This is a genomic window from Corynebacterium glyciniphilum AJ 3170, from assembly GCF_000626675.1.
Classification (GTDB): domain Bacteria; phylum Actinomycetota; class Actinomycetes; order Mycobacteriales; family Mycobacteriaceae; genus Corynebacterium; species Corynebacterium glyciniphilum.
The window spans coordinates 1,861,359-1,884,912 of the sequence record NZ_CP006842.1; the positions used below are offsets into that span (position 1 = coordinate 1,861,359).

Annotated in this window: 21 protein-coding genes; 18 read left to right on the forward strand and 3 right to left on the reverse strand. The window is 66.7% G+C overall.

What is annotated here, in order from left to right; genetic code table 11:
• Positions 1-26: 26 nt before the first annotated feature.
• Positions 27-818 carry a DUF1266 domain-containing protein gene (locus CGLY_RS08750; protein WP_144313657.1) on the forward strand — a complete coding sequence of 264 codons (792 nt, stop codon included), beginning with the start codon at positions 27-29 and terminating at the stop codon, positions 816-818.
• A gap of 9 nt (positions 819-827) precedes the next feature.
• The gene (locus CGLY_RS08755) at positions 828-1,757 is read left to right on the forward strand and encodes a Sir2 family NAD-dependent protein deacetylase (protein ID WP_038548631.1); all 930 of its coding nucleotides are present in this window, start codon (positions 828-830) and stop codon (positions 1,755-1,757) included.
• A gap of 14 nt (positions 1,758-1,771) precedes the next feature.
• Here the strand turns inward: CGLY_RS08755 and CGLY_RS08760 are convergent, their stop codons facing one another.
• The 3 genes from CGLY_RS08760 to CGLY_RS08770 are packed head-to-tail and all read right to left on the reverse strand — an operon-like array spanning position 1,772 to position 5,426.
• Positions 1,772-2,578, reverse strand: a complete 807-nt coding sequence (locus CGLY_RS08760) for a RecB family exonuclease (protein ID WP_038548634.1) — start codon at positions 2,576-2,578, stop codon at positions 1,772-1,774.
• Positions 2,575-3,993, reverse strand: a complete 1,419-nt coding sequence (locus CGLY_RS08765) for an FAD-binding oxidoreductase (protein WP_038552170.1) — start codon at positions 3,991-3,993, stop codon at positions 2,575-2,577. Before CGLY_RS08765 ends, CGLY_RS08760 begins: the two co-directional genes overlap by 4 nt.
• A gap of 23 nt (positions 3,994-4,016) precedes the next feature.
• A complete protein-coding gene (locus CGLY_RS08770; RefSeq protein WP_052539936.1) occupies positions 4,017-5,426 on the reverse strand; it encodes an FAD-binding oxidoreductase in 1,410 nt (469 codons plus the stop codon).
• A 74-nt stretch (positions 5,427-5,500) separates the two neighbouring features.
• Here CGLY_RS08770 and CGLY_RS08775 point away from each other — a divergent pair, with 74 nt between their 5' ends.
• The 16 genes from CGLY_RS08775 (at position 5,501) to lnt (ending at position 23,549) form a co-directional block, all read left to right on the forward strand.
• On the forward strand, positions 5,501-7,492 hold the full coding sequence (locus CGLY_RS08775) for a thioredoxin domain-containing protein (RefSeq protein ID WP_052539938.1): 1,992 nt from the start codon (positions 5,501-5,503) through the stop codon (positions 7,490-7,492).
• A gap of 37 nt (positions 7,493-7,529) precedes the next feature.
• Positions 7,530-8,366 carry a tRNA (adenine-N1)-methyltransferase gene (locus CGLY_RS08780; protein WP_038548637.1) on the forward strand — a complete coding sequence of 279 codons (837 nt, stop codon included), beginning with the start codon at positions 7,530-7,532 and terminating at the stop codon, positions 8,364-8,366.
• Positions 8,367-8,422: 56 nt separating this feature from the next.
• Positions 8,423-10,057 carry a proteasome ATPase gene (arc, locus tag CGLY_RS08785; protein ID WP_038548640.1) on the forward strand — a complete coding sequence of 545 codons (1,635 nt, stop codon included), beginning with the start codon at positions 8,423-8,425 and terminating at the stop codon, positions 10,055-10,057.
• Positions 10,054-11,592, forward strand: a complete 1,539-nt coding sequence (gene dop, locus CGLY_RS08790; RefSeq protein ID WP_227590226.1) for a depupylase/deamidase Dop — start codon at positions 10,054-10,056, stop codon at positions 11,590-11,592. Before arc ends, dop begins: the two co-directional genes overlap by 4 nt.
• Before the next feature lie 59 nt (positions 11,593-11,651).
• Positions 11,652-11,876 carry a ubiquitin-like protein Pup gene (locus CGLY_RS08795; protein ID WP_038548643.1) on the forward strand — a complete coding sequence of 75 codons (225 nt, stop codon included), beginning with the start codon at positions 11,652-11,654 and terminating at the stop codon, positions 11,874-11,876.
• Between the two features lie 29 nt (positions 11,877-11,905).
• Positions 11,906-13,312: a Pup--protein ligase gene (pafA, locus tag CGLY_RS08800; protein WP_038552182.1), complete on the forward strand. Its 1,407-nt coding sequence runs from the start codon at positions 11,906-11,908 to the stop codon at positions 13,310-13,312.
• A complete protein-coding gene (locus CGLY_RS08805; RefSeq protein WP_052539940.1) occupies positions 13,309-14,310 on the forward strand; it encodes a helix-turn-helix transcriptional regulator in 1,002 nt (333 codons plus the stop codon). The genes pafA and CGLY_RS08805 overlap by 4 nt, the downstream gene beginning before the upstream one ends.
• Positions 14,307-15,356, forward strand: a complete 1,050-nt coding sequence (locus CGLY_RS16750; RefSeq protein ID WP_052539943.1) for a WYL domain-containing transcriptional regulator — start codon at positions 14,307-14,309, stop codon at positions 15,354-15,356. The genes CGLY_RS08805 and CGLY_RS16750 overlap by 4 nt, the downstream gene beginning before the upstream one ends.
• A 65-nt stretch (positions 15,357-15,421) precedes the next feature.
• Positions 15,422-15,682, forward strand: coding sequence for a Sec-independent protein translocase subunit TatA (tatA, locus tag CGLY_RS08815; protein ID WP_038548646.1), 261 nt, complete (start codon positions 15,422-15,424; stop codon positions 15,680-15,682).
• Positions 15,683-15,685: 3 nt separating this feature from the next.
• The gene (gene tatA, locus CGLY_RS08820) at positions 15,686-15,895 is read left to right on the forward strand and encodes a Sec-independent protein translocase subunit TatA (protein WP_038548649.1); all 210 of its coding nucleotides are present in this window, start codon (positions 15,686-15,688) and stop codon (positions 15,893-15,895) included.
• An 85-nt stretch (positions 15,896-15,980) separates the two neighbouring features.
• Positions 15,981-16,898, forward strand: coding sequence for a twin-arginine translocase subunit TatC (gene tatC / locus CGLY_RS08825; protein ID WP_052539944.1), 918 nt, complete (start codon positions 15,981-15,983; stop codon positions 16,896-16,898).
• A complete protein-coding gene (locus tag CGLY_RS08830) occupies positions 16,885-19,608 on the forward strand; it encodes a DEAD/DEAH box helicase (protein WP_038548652.1) in 2,724 nt (907 codons plus the stop codon). The genes tatC and CGLY_RS08830 overlap by 14 nt, the downstream gene beginning before the upstream one ends.
• Positions 19,609-19,638: 30 nt before the next feature.
• Positions 19,639-20,742: a M24 family metallopeptidase gene (locus tag CGLY_RS08835; RefSeq protein ID WP_038548655.1), complete on the forward strand. Its 1,104-nt coding sequence runs from the start codon at positions 19,639-19,641 to the stop codon at positions 20,740-20,742.
• A complete protein-coding gene (locus tag CGLY_RS08840; protein WP_038548658.1) occupies positions 20,739-21,488 on the forward strand; it encodes an SDR family NAD(P)-dependent oxidoreductase in 750 nt (249 codons plus the stop codon). Before CGLY_RS08835 ends, CGLY_RS08840 begins: the two co-directional genes overlap by 4 nt.
• A gap of 10 nt (positions 21,489-21,498) precedes the next feature.
• On the forward strand, positions 21,499-21,981 hold the full coding sequence (locus CGLY_RS08845; RefSeq protein ID WP_038548661.1) for an FxsA family protein: 483 nt from the start codon (positions 21,499-21,501) through the stop codon (positions 21,979-21,981).
• On the forward strand, positions 21,978-23,549 hold the full coding sequence (gene lnt / locus CGLY_RS08850; protein WP_052539946.1) for an apolipoprotein N-acyltransferase: 1,572 nt from the start codon (positions 21,978-21,980) through the stop codon (positions 23,547-23,549). The genes CGLY_RS08845 and lnt overlap by 4 nt, the downstream gene beginning before the upstream one ends.
• The last annotated feature ends 5 nt before the right edge of the window (positions 23,550-23,554 follow it).

Below are 23,554 nucleotides of genomic sequence, written 5' to 3' on the forward strand. Positions count from 1 at the left end.
TAGTTCATACAGCTAACATTGTCGTTGTGACATATCCTGCAGACACCGCCGCCACGACTGCCCCCACCTACCGCTCTATTCTGCGGAACTTTCCTTCGTCGAGCCGGGGCCTCCCACTGACCTGGGAGAGCGGTCGCAGCGATGATTCCTGCCGTGCCTGGGGCCTGAGCCTGCCGCACGGCTTGACGGACGGTCGGGTCGTCAACGGCCCCGCGGAGGCACACCCCCCGAATGCGGGGTTCCAGAAGCTCTTCGTCGTGGACCCGGGGGAAGCCCACCGTCACCATCTCGCCCGCGTGTTCGGCATCCGTACCACCGACGATATCCTCGAGAGCGCGTCCGCCCGTCTCAGGGACGCCGGCGACCCGGACTACCGGGAGCACCTGCCTCTCCTGGACACTCTGTGCAGCACCACCGGTCCGGAGCGTCCCGCAGCCCACACTGTGCTCAGCCCTGTCGATCCAGCCCACCATCATCTGATCGTCCCCTTCCTCCAGGACAGTGCCCCCATGGCGCTTCCCGAGACTCCTCCGCAGGACACCACCGCCTGGGATGTCTCGGTTGCGGTGCACCTGCTGTGGTTAGCCCACGGCGGCGGGCTGGTCACCGAGGATCAGTGTTCCGGGATGCTTGCCCGGGCCCTCGACCTCGCCCAGTCCACCTACTCCACCTGGGAGGATTTCGCCGACGGTGTTGTCGTGGGCCGTGCGGTCTCCGACGGACGTCTGGACGACTCCTGCGTCCGCTTCGTCCACGACATCGCCGTGGTGCTGAACCACCCCGACTCCCCGTGGTTCCGGTTGTCCTTGCAGGCGTAACCTGAGGGGATGCTTCCTGATCTCGTAGCTCCGGCGCACCGCTCGGCCCTGCGGTCGATCGCTCGCGTAGTCTCTGAGACCACGACGCCCACAGCACCGGACCTGGCCCTGTCGTCGGTCACCGACCAGCTCCGTCAGTCGCCTGCGCTGGTGGTCACCGGTGCCGGGGTGTCTACGGATTCCGGGGTCCCGGACTACCGTGGCCCGTCGGGGTCATTGACCCGGCACCGGCCGATGACGTTCCAGGAGTTTCGCCATGATCCGGACGCCTCACACCGCTACTGGGCACGTTCCTTCGTCGGATGGCGTCGGATGGCGGCGGCACGACCGAACCTCACCCACTACATACTTACCGAACTCGAGCAGGCGGGGCTGGTCACCGGGGTCGTGACCCAGAATGTCGACGGCCTGCATGCCGACGCCGGGACCCGGAACCTGCTCACCCTGCACGGTGACCTCTCCCGGGTCATCTGTCTGAGGTGCGGGTGTCTCGAAGACCGGCGGTCGCTCGACGCCCGGCTGGTGGAGCGGAATCCCGGCTACCTTGAAAGCATCGACCTGGATCCGTCCCTGGTCAACCCGGACGGTGACGTCACGCTCGATGAAGCCCACGTCCGCGATTTCTCCATGGTGGGGTGCCGGCAATGTGGATCCGTACTGCTCAAGCCGGATGTCGTCTACTTTGGAGAGCCGGTGCCTCACCACCGGAAACAGCGGGCGTCCCGGATGCTGACAGACGCCTCCAGTCTGCTGGTCGTCGGCTCGTCACTGGCGGTGATGAGCGGGTACCGCCTGGTCCTGGACGCACAGAAGCAGGGCAAGACCGTCTCGGTCATCAACGGCGGTCCGGGACGTGCCGACCCCAAGGCCGATATCGTGTGGCGCACAGCAGTCGGCCCGGCGTTCCTCAACCTCATCGATGCCCTGGGCATCTCCTGAGGCACCGCTACCGGTCAGGCGAATTCCTCCGGCACACCCGGGTATTCAGGCGGTGTGCCGTTAAAGGCGGGACATATGGCCTGGAAGGAGCACCAGCCACACAGCTTCGAGGTCGTCGGGGCGAAATCGCCGCTACGGGCGTCCTCGCCGATCTTCGTCCAGATGTCTTCGAGATCACGCTCCACGTAGTTGAGCTCTGACGGGGTGGGGGAGAGCACCATGTCATCCCGGACCTTCAGGTACATCAGACGCAGTTGCTCGGGAATGTGGTCGAACATGCGCCACCACACCAGGGCGTAGAACCGCATCTGGAACACCGCCTGCGCAGAAAACCGCGGGATCGGTTTCTTCCCCGTCTTGTAGTCGACCACGCGCACCTGACCGGTGGGGGCGACATCCACGCGGTCGATGAAACCACGGACCGGGACTCCATTCGGCAGGGTGGTGTCCACGAACTTCTCCACCGACTCGGCATCGAAGCCGGACGGGTTCTCCATCTGGAAGTAGCCTTTGACCAACGACCGTGCCTCGACGAGGAAGTCCGTCGTCGACTCGTCGGGCACCAGTTCTTCAAGCTGCGCGTCCGACTCCTTCATCGCCGCCCAGTGCGGCGTGAGCATCTTCACCGCAGCGGGGTAGGTGCGGTCCTCCCGCGGCAGGCCGTGCAGGTCCTCCAGGACGGCATGCACCAGGGTGCCCTTGACCTGGGCGACGGTGCTGGGTTCCGGCAGCCGGTCAATCGCCCGCAGGCGGTAGAGCAACGGACACTGCCGGTAGTCACCGACACGCGAGGGAGACAGGGCGAGGGGACGGCGGGTCACAGGGCTTCCAACATCTTTCCGGGGTTGAGAATGGCGGTCGGGTCGACAGCGTCCTTGATCCTGCGGTGCAGGCGGCGGTTCGCCTCATCGAGTTCCTGCGGGAGCCATGACGCCTTCAGCGCCCCGACGCCGTGTTCGCCGGTGATGGTACCCCCGAGTTCGAGGCCGAGCCGCATGATGCGGTCGAAAGCGTCGGTTCCGGCGGCGACGGAAGCCGCGTCGGAGAGATCGTAGAAGACTGAGGGATGGACATTGCCGTCACCGGCGTGGGCCACGAGGGCGACGGTGGTCCTGGTGTCGTCCCGGATCGCCTCGACGCCGGCGCAGAAGTCGGCCAGGCGACTCCGCGGGACGCATACGTCATCGATCATCTGGCCACCACCGTGGGTGGCGGCATAGCGCTCATTGGCGATCTGCACTGACCGTCGGGCGGCCACCAGAAGCTCGGAGTCCGCAGGGTTGTCGGCGAAAGCGACGTCCACCGCACCGTGTGCCTCGGCAACCTCTGCGAACGCCCGCGTGTCGTCGGCAGCGGTGACCGAATCGGACTGCATGATCAGCACGGCGCCAACAGCGGCGTCAGTGACGTCCGAGTCGGCGTCCGGATCCGGGGCGAAACCGAAATCACCGATCTCGGACAGCAGAGCGATGGTCAGCCCGTCCATCATCTCCAGCATCGATGGATTCGCCCCGGTGGACATATAGGACGCGACGGTGTCCACCGCACCTCCCACCGCGGGGAACGTTGCCAACGCAGTGAGCGGATCCGGTCCCAGCGCAACAACCTTCAGCACGGCCTGCACGATGATCCCCAAGGTGCCTTCGGAACCGGTGAACAGGGACACCAGGTCAAACCCCGCCACCCCTTTGACGGTACGGTGCCCCAGCCGGGTCACCGTGCCGTCAGCCAGCACGACGGTCAGCTCCCGGACGTATTCGCCGGTCACACCGTACTTCACGCAGCACATGCCACCGGCGTTGGTCGCGATATTGCCGCCGATCGACGAGATCGCCACAGAACCAGGGTCCGGCGGATACGCCAGGCCGTGGGGGCGCAGGGCGTCCTTGAGATCCTTGTTGATGATCCCCGGCTCGACGGTGACGGTCATGTTCGCCTCGTCGATGTCCAGGATCCGGCTCATCGACGCCACCGAGAGCAGAATGCAGCCGTGCTCGGCACATGCTCCGCCCGACAGACCCGAGCGCGCTCCCTGCGGGACCACGGGGATCCCGCGGGCCCGGGCGAACTGCATGGTCAGAGCGACGTCCTCCACACACCCGGCGCGCACCACAGCGAGGGCGTCGCCGGAGCCGGGGTGGACCGACTCATCCGTGGAGTAGGCGGCGATGACGTCCGGATCGGTACTCAGTGTGCCCCGGAGCCGGGCAGCCAGCGCGGTCAGTGAGTCTGGCACGGCAGGGGAGTCTGGCACGGTATTCACAGGTGCTCCAGCATCTTTCCGGGGTTGAGGACCCCGGTGGGGTCGACGGCGTTCTTGATCTCCCGGTGCAGGCGCCGGTTACCGTCGTCGAGTTCGGTGGCCAGCCAGCGGTTCTTGAGGTTGCCGACACCGTGTTCACCGGTGATCGTGCCCCCCAGGTCCAGACCGAGAGCCATGATGCGGTCGAACGCGTCCTGGGCGGAAGCCACGGAGTCGTCGTCGGTGGTGTCGAAGAAGACCGAAGGGTGCATATTACCGTCGCCGGCGTGGCCGATCACCGTGACCAGTGCGCCGGTGTCGTCCCGGATGCCCTCGACCCGGTCGCAGAACTCGGCGATGCGGGAGCGGGGGACGCATACGTCGTCGAGCAGCTGGCCCCCGCCGTGTGCCCTGGCGTAGTGCTCCCAGGCGGGCTGCGCGGAGCGCCGGGCGGCGACGAGGAGTTCGGAGTCTACGGGGTTGTCAGCGAAAGCGACGTCGACCGCGCCGTGCGTTTCGGCGACGCTGGCGAAGGCTTCGGTGTCCGCGGCCGCGGTGACGGAGTCGGACTGCATGATCAGGACTGCGCCGACGGCGGCGTCGAGACCGAAGTCGCCGAGCTCGTTGACCATGGCGATGGTGGCGGCGTCCATCATCTCCAGCAGGGAAGGAGAGGCCCCGGTCGCCATGTAGGCCGAGACCGCTTCGGCGGCCGACCGGACCGAGGGGAAGGTCGCCAGAGCGCTCAGCGGGTCCGGCCCCAGAGGAACGACCTTCAACGTGGCTTCGACAATAATTCCGAGGGTGCCTTCGGAGCCGGTGAACAACCCCGCCAGATCGAGTCCTGCAACTCCCTTGACCGTACGGTGGCCGAGCCGGGTGACTGTGCCGTCAGCCAGCACGACGGTCAGCTCCCGGACGTATTCGCGGGTCACACCGTACTTCACGCAGCACATGCCACCGGCGTTGGTCGCGATATTGCCGCCGATGGAGCACATCGCGACGCTGCCGGGGTCCGGCGGATAGGCCAGGCCGTGGGGACGCAGGGCGTCCTTGAGGTCCTTGTTGATGATCCCCGGCTCGACGGTGACGGTCATGTTCGCCTCATCCACCTCAAGGACGCGGTTCATCGACGCCACCGAGAGCAGGATGCAGCCGTCCACGGCGTTCGCGCCCCCGGAAATACCCGACCGAGCTCCCTGCGGGACCACCGGGATCTCGTGGTGGTGGGCGTAGCGCAGGGTGGCGACCACGTCGTCCACCGTCGTGGCGCGGACCAACGCGGCAGGCGTCCCCACCGGGCTGTACAGCGATTCGTCGGTGGCGTGGGCGGCCAGGACGTCCGGGTCGGTGGTCAGAGACCCGGACAGCTGCGGGCCCAGCTGTGTGGTGATTCCGGTGACGGCGGGGGAAGTCGGAGACGTCATTGACGCCACTCTAGTCGTACCGGTCCCTGCGACGTCCCTGTGGTTGCCGGGTTCCTCCGGCTACCGTGGTGGACATGAACTCCAACCGTCTCTCCGGATCGACGTCCCCGTATCTGCAGGCCCACGCCGACAACCCGGTGCACTGGCACCCGTGGGGCCCGGAGCCTTTCGCCGAGGCGCGGGAGCGTGGGGTGCCTGTGCTGGTGTCGGTGGGTTACGCGACCTGTCACTGGTGCCATGTGATGGCCGCGGAGTCGTTCATGGACCCGGAGACCGCCGCGCTGATCAACGACAACATGGTGGCGGTGAAGGTCGACCGGGAGCAGCACCCGGACGTGGACGCCTACTACCTGCAGGCTGCCGTCGCCCTGAGTGGACAGGGTGGCTGGCCGATGACGGTCTTCACGGACGCCGAAGGGCGGCCGTTCTTCGCCGACACCTACTTCCCTCCGGTGCCGAAGCAGGGGCGACCGTCATTCCGCCAGGTTCTCGAGGCGGTGTCACGGACCTGGTCGGATGAACGTGCGCGGGTGGACGAGCTGACCGTCCGGCTCAACGAGGCGATCGAGGCCAGTGGGGAAGAAGACGGGGCGGAAGCCTCCTGGGCTGCCCAGGATGTCACCGCGGAGCTGCCGACACGGATCGTGCAGAAGATGCGGGCCTCGGAGCATCCCACCGGCGGGTTCGGCGGTGCACCGAAATTCCCGCCATCCGCGGCGGTGCTGGGTCTGGTGCGGTGGGCAGAGCGCACCAACTCCGACGCGGCCAGGACCGAGGTGCTGGATATCGTGGGGCGCACGATGGCGGCACTGCTGCAGGGTGGGTTGGTTGACCCGGTCGACGGCGGTTTCCACCGCTACTGCGTGGACGAGAACTGGACGGTACCGCATTTCGAGAAGACGTTGTACGACAACGCGCTCCTGCTCCGCGCCCTGGCCGCCTACAGTGCACGACGACCCGACGACGCACTGGTCGCCGAGGCACTCGAGCTGACCCGGTCCTTCCTGACCCGTGGGTTGGGCACCGGTGTACCGGGGCTGCTGGCCAGTGGACTCGACGCCGACACCGTCGTCGACGGCACCCGGGTGGAGGGTTACACCTACACCTGGGAGCCCGGCGAGCTGGAGAGTCTGGGGCTCTCAGGGGAAGGCGACGTGGACGGACGCGTCGTACTCACCCGGCGCGAGGGGCTACCGCTCTCGCCTGAGCTGCGCGAGGCTCTGCGGCAGGCACGCTCGTCCCGACCCCGTCCCGCGGTCGACGGCAAGGTCGTCACGGCATGGAACGCCATGGCTGCGGTCGCGCTCACCGAAGCCGGCGACCCGGAGTCAGGAGCGGCGGTCACCACCGCCCTGTGGAACCACGCGGTGACCACCGATGCCGGGGGAAGCATCGTCGACGTGGTGCGATGCACCGGGTCCCCGCAGGCACCGGGCACTCTCGAGGACTGTGCCTGGCTGTTGCTCGCCCTTGTCCGCCTGTGGGAACACCAGGGGTCCTGCTCCGACACGGTGGAGATCCCCGCAGCGGTCTCGGAGCTGGTACGCCACATCCAGGTCACCTTCCACCGTGGCCCCGGCACCTGGTACGACGCCGCAGCACCGGTCGCCGGTACCGGGGTCCGCCCCCGGGACCCCTACGACGGGGCGACGCCCACGGCAGTAGCGGTGTTGTCGGAGGCACTGAGCATGGCCGGCACGGTGGCGACCTCCCTCGACGACGCTGATGTCCGCGCGGTAGGGGCCCGGTGGTCCGCCGAGGCGCGCCGGATCCTCGACGCCCACGTCGATGTCGTCGACCGGCACCTGGCCCAGGCCGGTGGCTGGCTGTGTGCCCTGGAATGCCACCTCGCCGGGCCGGTACAGGCCACCGTCGCCGGAGCCACACCGTCGCAGGTGTCGGCGCTGCGCACCAGGCTGGGGACGTCCTGCCTGGTCCTGTCGGTAGAGCAGGGTGCCCGACTGCTCGGCACCAGCGACTCAGCCGGAGCAGCAGTAGTGCAGATGTGCCGGGCGGGGGTCTGCGGGGTCCCCACCGCCCTCGGAGACGACGGGCCGTTACACTGATCGGGTCCACTGCCACACCAACGTAAAGGGGAACACTGTGGCCTACTCCGGCCCGTTCCAGCCCGGCGATCGGGTCCAGCTCACCGACGCCAAGCGCCGCCACTACACCATCACACTGGAGACCGGTGGCAGCTACTTCACCCACAAGGGCGAGATCAAGCACGACGACATCATCGGCAGTGACGAGGGCACCATGGTGGTCTCCCACGTCGGCGGCGAGTACCTGTGCTTCCGTCACCTGTTGGTCGACCACGTCCTGTCGATGCCCCGTGGCGCCGCGGTGATCTACCCCAAGGATGCGGCACAGATCCTGGTGGAGGGCGATATCTTCCCCGGTGCCAAGGTGCTCGAGGCCGGGGCCGGCTCCGGGGCACTGTCGATGACGCTGTTGCGCGCGGTCGGCGAGCACGGACAGCTCATCTCGTACGAGATCCGCGACGACCACCTGGAGTACGCGGAGAACAACGTCGCCGAGTACATGGGGGAGCACCCGGCGAACTGGGACCTGCGGCTCGGTGACCTCAACGATGTCACCGTCAAGGACACGGACGGGCCGGTGGACCGAGTCATCCTCGACATGCTCGCCCCCTGGGAATGCCTGGACACCGTCCGCGACCTGCTGATCCCCGGGGGAGTGTTCATGACCTACGTCGCTACGGTGCCGCAGTTGATGAAGGTCATGGAAGGTATCCGCGAACTGGGGTGCTTCACCGAGCCGAAGGCGTGGGAATCCCTGGTCCGCGAATGGAAGGTCGAAGGCCTGGCCACCCGCCCGGAGCACCGGATGAACGCCCACACCGCATTCCTGGTCTGGGCACGCCGGCTAGCCGACGGCACCGTCGCACCGAAGCCCCAGCGACGGGCGCGGAAGTAGTCCATTTCCGCGGTACTGGATAGGCTACCTTTCCTCCGCATGTAGACTGGCCCCCTATGACGCAGCACACCACGGACCAGAATCTCCACGACGGACCGACCGCCCGGGTCGACTCCGGCCCTGAGTCCTACCGCCAGCTGCAACTGGCCAACCGGACCCTGGGCACACGCAATGCGAAACTCACCGAGATGCTCAGATCCAGCCGCGACAAGCTGGACGAACTCAACTCCCGGCTGGACGCTCTCGCCGAACCTCCGAGTACCTACGGCACCCTGCTGGACACCGGGGACGGTGGCCTGACCGCCGAGGTCTACACCGCCGGTCGGCGCATGCGGCTCGCCGTCAGCCCCCGGGTCTCCCCGGGGGAGCTCCACCCGGGCGCCCTGGTGCGACTGGGGGAGGGCCAGCAGATCGTCGAGGTCTGCGGCTACGCCGACTCCGGGGACATCGGCACCGTCGTCGAAGTCGTCGACGCCGACCGCATCGTCGTCGCGGACAAGCTCGGGGAGGAAGCGCTGATGAAATGCGCCGGGGCCCTCACCTCAGAACTGGCGGCGAAACAGGTAGGCCCCGGGGACAGTGTCATCGTCGACCGTCGCGCCGGGTACGCCTTCGAGGTGATCTCCCGCGCCGAGGTCGAGGACCTGGTGCTCGAGGAGGTCCCGGACGTCTCCTACACCGACATCGGCGGCCTGGAGAATCAGATCGAACAGCTGCACGATGCCGTCGAGCTGCCTTTCCTGCACCCCGAGCTCTACCGCGACTACGGTCTGCTGCCCCCGAAGGGCGTGCTGCTCTACGGGCCACCCGGCTGCGGTAAGACGTTGATCGCCAAGGCGGTGGCGTCCTCACTGTCCCGCAAGATCAATTCTGAGGCAGGCACGCCGGACGCGAAGTCCTACTTCCTGAACATCAAGGGTCCGGAGCTGCTCAACAAGTTCGTCGGCGAAACCGAGCGACAGATCCGGTTGATCTTTGAACGTGCCCGCAAGATCGCCTCCGCCGGCCAGCCGGTGATCATCTTCTTCGACGAGATGGAGGCCATCTTCCGCACCCGCGGCACCGGTGTCTCCTCGGACGTGGAGTCCACCGTCGTGCCACAGTTGTTGGCCGAGATCGACGGTGTGGAGGGACTGCGTAACGTCATCGTCATCGGCGCCTCGAACCGCGAGGAACTGATTGACCCGGCGATCCTGCGCCCGGGACGTCTCGACGTGAAGATCCGGGTGGAGCGCCCCGACCGTGCCGCCGCCGCCGACATCCTGGAGAAGTACCTCACCGCGGCGGTTCCGATGTCGAGTACGCTCAGCGACGCCGCCGGGGGCCCGGAGGGCGCTGCCGCCCGCCTGCGGGCCCGGGTAATCGACAACCTCTACTCCGACGACCGCCCGTACCTCACGCTGCACTACGCCGACGGTACCCACACCGACCTGTTCTTCCGGGACTTCGCCTCGGGTGCGATGCTGGCCAATATCGTCGACCGGGTCAAGAAGCTCGCCATCAAGGACGTGCTGCGCGGAGACGGTGACGGGGTCACCGAAGCCCACGTGGACACCGCGGTGGACGAGGAGTGCCGCGACAACGACGACCTGCCGGACACCACCAACCCCGCCGAATGGGCCCGGATCTCCGGGCACTCGTCACGCCGGGTTGTGGAGATCACCATGGCTGGCAGGGAGGGCAACCAGTGAACGATGCGCCACGGCGGCTGATCGGTACCGAAACCGAGTTCGGCATCATCGCTCCCGACGACCCCCACGCCAGCCCGATCGAGACCTCCACCCAGGCCGTCGTCGCCTATGCGGGGGCTACGGGCCTCGGCGTGAACCGGCGGACCCGGTGGGACTACAACGCCGAGTCGCCGCTGCGTGATGTCCGTGGCTTCGACCTGCGCCGCTACCGCACCGCCCCGGTGATCGATCCCAACGCCCTGGGCTCGGCGAATGTCGTCACCACCTCGGGTGCCCGGTTCTACGTCGACCACGCGCACCCCGAGTATTCCTCGCCGGAGACCACCAACGCCTGGGACGCGGTGATCTGGGACAAGGCCGGGGAGCTGGTGATGCACACCGCTGCCCAGGCGTCCGGAGCCATAGAGGACCAGCCCACGCTAAAGATCCACAAGAACAATGTGGACGGCAAGGGCGCCTCCTACGGTTCCCACGAAAACTACCTCTACCCGCGCTCCTATGACACCGAGGGTGTCCAGGCCGCCCTGATCCCGCACTTCGTGACCCGGCAGATCTACACCGGCGCCGGACGTCTCGGGCTTGGGGCGGAAAGCCAGTCACCGGGCTTCCAGATCAGCCAGCGCGCCGACTACATCGAAACGACCGTTTCCCTGGAAACGACGCTGAACCGGGGCATCATCAACACCCGTGACGAGTCCCACGTCGGTGACGACTGGGCCCGGATGCACGTCATCATCGGCGACGCGAACCTCTCGGAGTACTCGACCTTCCTCAAACTCGGGACCACCGCTCTGGTACTCGACGCCGTCGGGGCGGGTGCGGACTTCTCGGACCTGGCCCTGTACGAGCCGGTGGCCGCCGTCCACCAGATCTCCCGTGACCTGGAGTGTTCGGCCCCGGTACGGCTCTACGGCAACGTGGAACGGACCGCGGTCGACATCCAGCGTGAGATCCGCCGCCGGGTCGCCGAGTCGGTCCCCGCCGAACACCGGCACGACAAGGACGACCTGGTGCTCGAGCTGTGGGGGGAGATCCTCGACGACCTCGACCGGGATCCGATGAGTACCGCCGACCGACTCGACTGGACGGCCAAACTCAGTCTGCTCACCGCCTACCGTGCCCGCGGCCTGGAGTGGGACCACCCGACGATGGCGGTGGTCGACATCCAGTACCACGACATCGATCCTGTGAAGGGGCTGTACAACGCGCTGGTTCGCACAGGCCGGATGCGCACCCTGGTTCCTGCCGACGATGTCGCCGCCGCAGCGGCACAGGCGCCCACCGACACCCGCGCCTGGTTGCGCGGTGAGGTCGCCCGACGGTTTTCCGGCGAGCTGCTGGCAGCGAACTGGGACACGCTGGTGCTCGACACCCCCTACGGAGCATCATCAACGACTCGGGTACTGCTCGCCGACCCGTTGCAGGGAACCGCAGAGCAACTGCAGGAGGCCCTGGCCGACGTCGATGACGCCGCCGGACTCGTCCGGGTGCTGGGCGAGATCATTCCCGGCTCCCTCGACGGTGTCGACTGCTAGCCTGTAGGCATCAGAACGTATTTTCACCATCTCTCCATTCGTGAAGGAAGTGGTTCCAGATGACAGCCGGATCAGGCTCGACGGGCGGCTCCAGCCAGGGCCAGGTGCACGGGGGCCGCGGGCCCGCCGACGAGGACGGTCCAGGCGCCACCGACTCCACGGCGTCCGGCCAGGAACAGCTCAAGGTCAGTGGTACCGATGACCTGCTCGACGAGATCGACGGCCTGTTGGAGTCCAACGCCGAGGAGTTCGTGAAGTCGTATGTCCAGAAGGGCGGGCAGTAGCCACGGCGACCGTGTTCACCCGCCGGATCATGGGACTGGAGACCGAATTCGGTATCACCAGCGTGCTCGACAGTCACCGTCGGCTCGGCCCGGACGAGGTCGCCCGGCACCTCTTCGCCCCGGTGGTGGAGAAGTACCGCAGCAGCAACGTCTACTGGCCCAACGCCTCCCGGGTGTACCTCGACGTCGGCGCGCACCCGGAGTTCGCCACCGCCGAGTGCGACTCACTGCACCAGCTGGTTGCCTACGACCGTGCCGGGGAACAGATCTTCCATGAGCTGGCCTCCCGGTGCGAGGCGTCACTGAACGAGCGCGGGATCGGCGGCAAAGTCTACCTGCTGAAGAACAACACCGACTCGGTCGGCAACTCCTACGGTTGCCACGAGAATTACCTGGTGGGCCGTGACATGCCGCTGAAGAGTCTGTCGGCCCAGCTGCTGCCTTTCCTGGTGACACGCCAATTGATCTGCGGGGCAGGGAAGATCAGCGTGCCGACCGCCGGTGCCCCGAACGAGAACTTCGGCCCCGGCTACTGCCTGTCCCAGCGCGCCGACCATGTGTGGGAAGGAGTGTCCTCGGCCACCACCCGGTCACGCCCGATCATCAATACCCGGGATGAACCGCACGCGGACTCCTCCCGGTTCCGTCGTCTGCACATCATCGTCGGTGACTCGAACATGTCCGAGACCACCACCGCGCTGAAGGTCGGCTCGACCCTGCTCGTCCTGGAGATGATCGAGGCCGGGGTTGCACTGCCGGACTGTGAACTGTCGAACGAGATCCGCTCGATCCGTGAGATCGCCCGCGACCTCACCGGCACCACACCGCTCGCACTGCGCAACGGAGACACCGCGACCCCGCTGGGCATTCAGCGTGCGTTCCACGCCGCGGCGACACAGTGGCTGGACGATCGTCCGGAGCCTGCCGACGGTGACACAGGAACTCCCCGCGATCAACTTCTACCGGTGGTCGACCTGTGGGGGCGCGTGCTCGACGGCGCAGAGTCCGGCGACTTCTCTGCGGTCGACACCGAGATCGACTGGGTGATCAAGAAGAAGCTCATCGACAGGGTCGCCGAACGCGGCACCCTCGACATCACCGACCCCCGGCTGGCCCAGGTCGACCTGACCTACCACGACATCAACCCGGACCGCGGGCTGTTCCACATGCTGGCACGCCGGGGCCAGGCCGCCACCCTCGTGGACCCCGCAGAGATCGACACCGCCGCGCAGACGGCCCCGCCGACCACCCGTGCCGCAGCGCGGGGCCGCTTCCTCACCGCCGCAGAGGCCAGCTCCCGTCAGACCACGGTGGACTGGACCCGCCTCAAAGTCAACGGTGACGGCGGCGCCGAGATCGTCCTGCCCGACCCGTTCGCCCCCTCCGCCGACGGACTTGACCAACTCCTCGAGATCCTGGGGGAGGACCCGAGGTGAGCACCAGGAACCGGCCGACGGAGGTCCACTGGGATCCCGCCTCCTCCCGCCTGCTCAACCTCGTCCTCGCTCTGACCGACCGTCCCCGCTCGGTCGGGTGGATCCGCGCCCACGTCGACGGCTACACCGGCGATGCCGAGACCGTACGTAAACGCTTCGACCGAGACCGCTCCCTGGTCGGCGAACTCGGCCTGGTCGTCACCGAATCAACCGGCACCGATGCCGACGGTCATCCCGAACTGCAGTACGGCATCGACCCCGCACCCAGCTTCCTGCCGGACCTGACGGTCACTGACGCCCAGTGGCAGGCGCTCCGGCCGGTGGCCCAGTGGGTTCCGAACCAGTCACTGGCCGCACCGGTACGCCACGCGCTGCAGAAGCTGTCAACCGTGGCGCCGGCTTCTGACGCCGACGGCGGCCCGGGTTTCTCCGCCCCGGTGCCCGACGCCGTGGATCTCACCGACGCCGACATCGAGGCCCTGAACGTTGCCCTGGACCGCAACCTGAGTCTGCGCTTCCACTACTGGCCGGCTCTGACGGAAGAACCCCGACAGCGCCACCTGGACCCCTGGGGAGTCGCTGCCGTCGACGGCCGGCTCTACCTCACCGGATACGACCTCGACCGGGAGCAGCAACGCACCTTCCGTCTGTCCCGCATCGCCGATCTGGAAGCCGCCGCGGAACTGATCCGTCACCGCGCCCCGGACCGTCCCGTCGCCGAACTCGTGACGGAGGGGCTCCGGGCCGCCTCATCCTTGGTCACGGCCCGCGTCCGGTTCCTCACTGACGGCGCACAGGAGCTCCGGGTCCTCGCCGGGCCAGCTGACGTCGACGGTGGGTGCCGGCTCGGCCCGGTCGACCGCCGGTGGTTGATCCGTACCGCCGCATCCTATGCCACCGACGTCCTCGTAGTTGATCCGCCGGACGTCGTCGCCGACATCATCACGCACCTGGAGGACGCCGTGCGCACCTTCGGGGGAGAGGAGGACCGGACATGACCGAGCCCATTCCCCGCCGACGGAGCGTCGGATACATCACCTGGCAGGTTCGCCGCATCCTGGCGGTCATCGCGTGGTTCCGGCACCACCCGGACGGCTCGTTGATGCGTGCGGCTGCCCAGTTCGGTGTGACCGTCCCTCAGCTGCGCCATGAGCTGACGCAGGCGGCCACGTGCGGACTACCGCCGTATCTGCCTGGGTCTCTGCTGGAGTTCACGACCTCCGGAATGCATGTCGATGTCGTCGCCTCACTCGGGCTTGACCGGGCGCCGTCGCTGACGGCTGCAGAGTCGGGAGCGCTGCTGCTCAGCCTGGAACGGCTTGCCAGCGTCGTGACCGGGCCGGACCGGACTGATATCGAGTCAGCTGCCGGGATGATCCGTGACCTGCAGCAGGACATACGGGATCGTCGCGACCAGTTCACGCCCGACGAGTTCACCACCCCCGCTCGTCCCACTACCGGTTCCGGCACCGTCCAGGACAGGACGGCGGCTGTGCTGGCGGAGAATCTGCCGCCACTACGGGAAGCGCTGACCAGCCGCCGGTGGCTGGAACTGACATACCGGTCGGCCTCCTCGGATTCGGTGGGCACTCGCACACTGGTTCCCGACCAGCTGGAATTCATCGACGGCCAGGCGTATCTGTGGGCACGGGATGACACCGACGTACAGCGCTGTTTCAACGTGTCCCGGATGTCGCAGATCACCGTCACAGGACGGGGAGCTCCGGAGGTACGCGAGCGTGTGATCGATACCGAGGACCCCTTCGGTTTCGACCGGGACGGGCAGCGCTGGGCCGAGATCGACCTGGAGGACGGTGCGGCGTGGATGTTCGAGTACCTGCCCATCTGGCAGGTCGACAGTCCCGGGACCCTGCGGGCGGCGATACCGGACACCGGTGACTGGTTGGAACGGTTCCTGCTGGCGTACGCACCGACTATCCGGGCGGTTGTCCCACAGACCGCGGAAGACCCCCAGTGTGATCTCGCCCACCGCGTGGCCCGCCGCGCCAGCGCTGCGCTGGATGCCTACCGTTCTCTGGCGTAGGGTTACCGGTATCTGATCCACACCGTGGAACACACGCTGTATGACCGACGGAAAGGCCGGTACTGATGGGTGGCATAGGCCCGTGGCAAATCCTGATCATCGTCCTGATTATCCTGCTCCTCTTCGGAGCGTCGAAGCTGCCGACTCTAGCGCGCTCCGCTGGCCGCTCCATGCGCATCTTCAAGTCTGAAATGACCGAGATGAAGAACGACGGCCAGCCTTCCGTCGAGAGTGCGAAACCGACCACCAGCACGGACGGTATCTCCGATGACATCAGCGCCGAACCGGAGTTCCGTCCGAACAACAACCAGTCCCAGGAGCGATGACAGATGCCCGGTGCTACTGAATGGCTCATCATCGCCCTGATCATCGTGCTTTTGTTCAGCGCGCCGAAACTGCCGACCATGGCCCGGTCTCTGGGCAGGTCCATGCGCATCTTCAAGTCTGAAATGACCGAGATGAAGAACGACGGTACACCTGCGGTATCGTCAGCTGCCCCCGTGTCTGAACCGAAGGTCGCTCCGCCCAGCAATGACTGACAGTTCCTCCGATACTCCTCGGCGAGTCCGTGTGCCGCGCACACGACGCTCGCTGAAACGAGGACGTCGTCCCACGGAAGCCGAGATGTCTCTCGTTGAGCACCTCAAGGAACTCCGTCGCAGGATTCTCATCGCCCTCGCGGCGATCGGTGTCGGCACGATACTCGGATACATGTGGTACGGAAATGGTATCTTCGGCACTCCCAGCCTTGGCGACCTGCTCAAAGACCCGTACTGTGAACTGCCACCGGAGTTGCGGTTCGGCGGCGACATCGCCAATGAGTGTCGCCTGTTGGCCACCAGCCCGTTCGAGATGTTCATGCTGCGGCTGAAGATCGGTTTCCTTGCCGGCCTGGTGCTGTCTGCACCGGTGTGGCTGATGCAGTTGTGGGGTTTCATCACACCGGGGCTGAAGAAGAACGAGAAGATGTGGACACGCACTTTCGTGACTGCGGCGACCCTGCTGTTCGTCCTCGGCGCGGTCCTCGCGTACTTCGTGCTCTACTTCGGCCTGGAGTTCCTGCTCACCATCGGTGACGAGACTCAGATCGCGGCGCTCAACGGAACGGCGTACTTCAGCTTCCTCCTGACGCTTCTCCTCGTCTTCGGCGTGAGTTTCGAAGTGCCGTTGATCACCGTGATGCTCAACCTGATAGGTGTGCTCAGTTACACCACCTTGAAGGACAAGCGCCGCTACATTATCCTCATTCTCTTCGTGCTCGCCGCTTTCGCCACCCCTGGTGGCGACCCGGTGTCCATGCTGATCCTGGCGCTCTCGATGTGCCTCATGATGGAGATCGCAATCCAGATCGCCCGGATCAACGACAAGCGGCGCGCGAAGAAGGCCGGGATTGACGGCCTCGACGCGGTCGCCGATGACCTCGACGATGAGACAGCGTCCTCCATCGCCCCTGCCGCGCCGATGAATGCACCCCGCACCTCACCGAACCCCACCCCGACAACACCCAGGATGGACCGCAACAATCTCGATGACCTCCTCTGACCCGGACACCCTCCCGGCACCGGTCGCGGCCTTTGCAGCCGCATACTCCTTTCCGCTGGATGAGTTCCAGCTCACCGCCGCCACCTCCATTGCTGAAGGGCGCGGCGTCCTTGTCTGTGCCCCTACCGGAGCGGGAAAGACCGTGGTGGGGGAATTCGCCGTGCACGAAGCGTTCCGACGCGACGGCACCTGCTTCTACACCACCCCGATCAAGGCGCTGAGCAACCAGAAGTACCACGACCTCGTCGCCCGTTACGGCGAGGACCGCGTCGGGCTGCTCACCGGCGATGTCAGCATCAATGGTGATGCCCCGGTGGTCGTCATGACCACCGAAGTGCTGCGCAACATGATCTATGCGGAGTCCGACCGTCTCGACACCCTCACCCATGTCGTGATGGATGAAGTTCACTTCCTCGCCGACCCCTCCCGCGGGCCGGTATGGGAGGAGACCATCCTCAACCTCGACCCGTCGGTGATCCTGGTCAGCCTCTCAGCAACGGTGAGCAACGCCGAGGAGTTCGGCGCCTGGCTCTCCACCGTGCGGGGGCAGACTGACCTCGTGGTCACCACCCACCGCCCTGTCCCGCTGCACCAGTCGATGATGGTCGGCTCGCAGATCATGCCGCTTTACGAAGAGGGCCGGGGAAGCAAGGGCAAGAGCAAGGACGCTGACGTCAACCGCGCGGTCGTTGCCGCGGCCAGTCGGGCGGAGGAATCGGGACGGAGGCAGGGACCGAAACGTTCCGACGTCGTCGCCCAGATGCGCGGTGCATCGATGCTTCCGGCGATCTACTTCATCTTCTCCCGCGCCGGCTGCGACGGTGCGGTCCGTCAGCTCCTCGTCGACCGGGTACGCCTGACCACCGACGCCGAACGCGACGAGATCCTCGCGACCGTCGACAGGGGAGTGGAGGGGATCGCCACCGAGGATCTCGGTGTTCTCGGTTTCCGTCAGTGGCGCCGCGCCCTGGGCAACGGCTACGGGGCGCACCATGCCGGTATGCTGCCTGCTTTCCGGCACATTGTTGAAGAGCTCTTCTCCCGCGGGCTGCTGAAGGTCTGCTTCGCCACCGAGACGCTGGCACTGGGCATCAACATGCCGGCACGCACCGTGGTGCTCGAGAAACTCATCAAGTTCAACGGTGAAGCCCACGTGGACCTCACACCGGGCCAGTACACCCAGCTCACCGGACGTGCCGGTCGTCGGGGCATCGACACCGAAGGCCATGCTCTGGTCCTGTGGTCCAAAGGCATCGACCCGCATGCGGTGGCGAACCTCGCCCAGACTCGTACCTACCCCCTGGACTCGACATTCCGTCCCGGATACAACATGGCAGTCAACCTGATCTCCACGAAGGGGTACACGGAGTCCCACCGTCTGCTGGACCGGTCCTTCGCCCAGTACCAGGCGGCATCCACCGTGGTGGAGCAGGCGGAGCGGGCCAGCCGCCGCCGTCGCGACCTGGCCAGCCTGGAACGTGACCTGTCGAAGACCCTGTCCTCCCTGAAGGGGGCCCAGGTCAGCGCAGACGACGTCATCGAGTACGCCGGCCTCCGCCGCGATCTCACCCTGGAAGAGCGACGGGCCAAGAAGGACTCGGCCTCGGACCGTCAGGCCGAGACCGCCCGGCTGCTGTCCAGCCTGTCTGTCGGCGACATCATCGCCCTGCCGACGGGGCGCCACCCGCAACTCGCCACCGTCGTCCGCAGCGATTCCGATCACCGACGCCCCCGGCCGTGGATCATCACCGAGGACGGGTGGTGCGGTCCGGTGAGTGCCGAGACCTTCGGTAACGTCCCCGTCCCGCTGGGCCACATGTCGCTGCACAAGGGGGTGCAGCGCAGCCCGAAGCGTAACTCCCGCGCCGTGGCGTCCAACCTGCGGCGGCAGAAAGTCGACCGCCCGCGTGTCCTCAAACCAAAGGCGAAGAGCGGATCCCGCAAGGCCGCCGAACTCCGCGACAAGGTGCACGTCCATCCCGTGCACCTCCTGGCGGAGCGCGAGGACCTGGTACGACCGGCGGAGCGGGTCGTCGCCGCCCGACGCACCCTCGAACGCGAGTTGGAGATCACCGCACCGGAGACCGAGTCGCTGTCGCGGACATTCGACCGGATACTCGACCTCCTCGGTGAGCTCGACTACGTGGAGCAGGACGACGCTGTCCCGTCCTCTGACCGGACCACGACCCGCATCACGGCGGAAGGTCGACGTCTGGCCCAGGTTCACCATGAGGCGGATCTCCTCGTCGCCCAGTGTCTGCGGCGCGGTGTGTGGGACGACCTTGATCCGGCCGAGCTCGCCGCCGTGGTGTCCACGTGCCTCTTCGAGAACCGGCGGGAGAGCGAGGGCCGCCACGAGGACGGGGTCCCCACCGAAGCATTGGCCGACGCGGTGAGCGCGGTCTTCCGCATCCACGGCGAACTCGTCTCCGACGAGGCACGACACCGCCTGCCGGTGACCCGCGAACCAGACATGGGGTTCGCCACGGCGGTGCACCAGTGGGCCGCCGGTGCGCCCCTGGACTACTGCCTGCGTGCCGCCGAGGCGTCCGGGGCGACGCTGAGTGCCGGTGATTTCGTGCGCTGGTGCAACCGGGTCATCGACCTGCTCGAGCAGATCCGTCACACCGGCTACTCGTCATCCGTGAAGGCCTCCGCCAGGAAGGCCGTGCCGGCGATCCGGCGAGGCGTGGTGGAACTGGGCGCGTAGAGGACAGGCTCTGGCCTACACTGGCTTCCCATGAGCTTTCCTGTCTCCACCTACACCGCCCGCCTCGACGCCGTCGGACGTCTTCTCGACGAGCGGGGCATCACCGCGGCCATCCTCACCCCTGGTCCGGACCTGCGTTTCCTCCTCGACTCCGACATCGAGACCCACGAGCGTTTCGCCGCCCTGGTGATCACCCCGTCGTCGCGTCGGATCGTCGTGCCCGGCGTGGATGCCGCCGTGCTCCGTAGCGGGGTCGCGGGAGAGGCCGGGGTCGAGGTCGTGCCGTGGAACGACGGGGAGGACCCGGTGAAGCTGCTCGCCCTGCCCGCCGGCGCCACCGTCGCGGTGTCCGGCACCATGACCGCCGACCACCTGCTCACCATCCAGAGCAGGGGAGTGCAGACCCTCAACGCCACCACGGTGCTCCGGGAGGTGTTCATGGTCAAGGACGATGTCGAGATCGCCGAACTCACCCGCGCAGGCCATGCCATCGATGCGGTGCACCGTCGGGTTCCCAGTCTGCTGCGGGCCGGACGCACCGAGCGCGACATCGCCGCTGATCTCACCACGATGATCCTCGCCGAGCACGTCGCCGTGGATTTCGTCATCGTCGGATCCGGCCCGCACGGGGCTGACCCGCACCACAGCTATTCCGACCGGGTGCTGACCGAGGGAGACGTGGTCGTCGTCGACATCGGCGGCACCCTGGACTCCGGCTACCACTCCGACTGCACCCGCACCTATGTGCTCGGCGCCGCGTCCGACGCGCAACAGAGTGCCTACCGTGTCCTGCGGCAGGCGCAGGACGCCGGTCTTACCTCCGCCCGTCCCGGCGTCACTGCCGCCGAGCTCGACACTGTGGTCCGCACGATCATCGAGGCCGCCGGTTACGGCGACTACTTCACCCATCGCACCGGACACGGCATCGGAGTCTCCGGCCACGAGGAACCCTTCATCATCGCGGGAAATGACACCGTACTGACCGAGGGGATGGTCTTCTCCATCGAACCGGGGATCTACGTGCCGGGCCAGTGGGGTGCGCGGATCGAGGACATCGTCGTCCTCACCGCCGACGGCTGCGAGCCTCTCAACACGACGACGCATGACCTCACGACCGTGGAGGTGCCCGCATGAATACCCCGAGATCGCCGAAACGGATCGTGTTGTTCGGCGCCACCAGTGAGATCGGAGCGGAGATCATCACCCGACTCGCCGCCGGCAATGACCTCGTCCTGGCTGCCCGCCGCCCCGAGGCCCTCGATGAACTGGTGGCCGCATGCCAGAAGGCCGGGGCGACGCACGTGGAGACCATCCACTTCGACGCGTCTGACTGTGCCGGTCAGGCTGGCGTCATCGATACCATCGAAGCGTCCGGCCCGATCGACACCGCGGTCGCCGCCTTCGGTGTCCTCGGCGACCAGGACCTTGCTGAGCGCGACGGAGAAGAGGTCGAGCGCATCCTGCACACAGACTTCACCGCCCAGGCCGTGCTGCTCACGGACCTGTCCGCCCGTATGCGGACCCGCGGTCACGGTGACCTGGTCGCTTTCTCGTCCATCGCTGGCGCACGTGTCCGCCGGCCGAACTACGTCTACGGTTCGGCGAAGGCTGGTCTCGACGGGTTCTGTCAGGGCATGCAGGACGCGCTACGCGGTACCGGGGTGCGGCTGACGGTAGTGCGTCCCGGTTTCGTCATCGGACGCATGACCGAGGGAATGGATCCGGCACCACTGTCCGTGACCCCCGACGTCGTCGCCGACGCCACCGTGCAGGCCCTGGCATCCCAGCGGTCGGATGTGTGGGTTCCCCGCAGACTCGCGGTTCTCGCCAGGATCATGCCTCTGGTCCCGAGAGCCCTGTGGCGCCGGGCTCCACGGTAGGGTGGGGAGTATGCCCAGACTGCTGCCTCTGTTCTACGTTGTCGCTGAGATCCTCGTATTCTTCCTGGTGGGAAGCTGGATCGGGTTCGGTTGGACCATTCTGCTGGTCCTGGCGACGTTCATCGGCGGCATGATGCTCGCCGGGTGGCAGTTCCGCGAACTCGTCCGCCGGTCGATGACCGACCGGGCGCACCCTGGACGACTGACCGCCGACGCCGCGCTGAGCGCGGTCGGTGCCGTCCTCGTCGCCCTACCCGGTCTGGTCACCGCCGTCCTCGGCATCGTCCTGCTCCTGCCACCGACCCGCTCGCTGGTACGTCGCGGTCTGGGCGGTGCGCTGCGCCGCAGGATCACCAGCTTCGGCGGTGCATCCTTCACGACGGTCTCCGGCGTCAGCATGCCGCAGACGAAGGACGTCGACGGGTGGGGTGAGGTCATCGACCACCGGGCCGACGAATTCGACGACCGGGAAGAGCGGGACGACAGGGCGTGATCCGTTTTCTCCTGCTGACGGCCGCTGCAGCGGTCGCCGGGGTGGCTCAGTTCGCCTCTTACCAGCCCACCGGTCTGTGGTGGGCAGCCCCCCTGGGGTTCGCCCTCTTCTTCATTGCGGTGGATCGTGCAGTGGCAGGCGCCCCGACGGACGCCACCGGGCCCCGCAGCATCCGCCGGTGGGCGATGTGGCTCAGTTGGGTCCAGGGCCTGGTGTGTTTCCTGTTCCTGTTGCCCTGGGTCGGCGAGTACGTCGGCGCGATCGCCTGGATCGGGCTGTCCCTCCTCGAGTCCCTCTACAGCCTGCTCTTCGGGCTGGGTCTGGGACTGATCTGCGTCATGGCACGGACCTGGCTCGGAGGAGGCCACGGAAGCCGCGCGCGGCGCGGACGCGCAGTGCTGCTGCTGGTGATGCTCCCCGCATGGTTCGTCGCCACTGAGTGGCTTCGGTCTTCGTGGCCGTTCGGCGGCTTCGGGTGGGCCCGGGTCGCGTGGGGCCAGATCACCGGCCCGTTGGCCGAGTGGTCGACGGTGGCAGGCCCTGCTCTGGTCACCTTCGCCGTGGTGGTTACCGGCGTGGCGTTGGCGCTGCTGGTGCGTCGCCGCTACATCACCACCGTCTCTACCGTGGCAGTGGCTGTCGGTGGGGGACTTGTCCTGGGTGCCGTGCCGACGTCGTGGGGCGGTGAGGTCGACGAGACGCTCAACGTCGTCGCAGTGCAGGGCAACGTGCCACGACTCGGCCTGGACTTCAACTCCCAACGCAGCGCCGTCCTGAACAACCACCTCGCACAGACGTTCAAACTTGCCGAGGAGATCGACAGTGGTGAACGACCACGCCCGGACCTGGTGATCTGGCCGGAGAACGCCTCGGACATCAATCCCTTCGTCAATGAGAGTGCTGCTCAGCAAATCAGCGCTGCTGCCGAGGCTGTCGGAGCTCCCTTACTGGTGGGGACCATTACCCGCGACGAGGAAGGTTCCAGGAACACAGCGGTCGTGTGGGATCCGGAGACAGGCCCCGGCGACCAGCACGTGAAAAAGTTCCTGCAGCCGTTCGGCGAGTACATGCCCTACCGTGATCTGCTGCGTCATGTCAGCCCGTATGTGGACATGGCCGGGAACTTCAAGGCCGGCGACGGGGACGGCGTGGTGGACATGGACGGCGTACCCGTCGGTGTGGCGACCTGCTACGAGGTCAGCTTCGACGGTGCTTTCCGTGACGCTACGCGCGCCGGCGCCACGATATTCGCCAGCCCGACGAACAACGCGACGTTCGGGTTTACCGACATGACGTTCCAGCAGTTGGCGATCAGCCGGATGCGGGCGATCGAATACGACCGGTCCGTGGTCGTCGCGGCGACGTCGGGGGTCTCAGCGATCGTGTCACCGGGCGGTGCTGTGACGGACCGGACAGAAATTTTCCGCGCTGGTCTTTTGCAGGAGGACGTTCCGGTGCGCGATACTGAGACGTTGTCAGCACGCATCGGCCCCGTCGGGGAGTGGATCCTCTCCGCCGTCGGCGCCGTATTCGTGCTTTATGCAGGTTTCCGGCAGAAGAAGAGGTAGGCAGA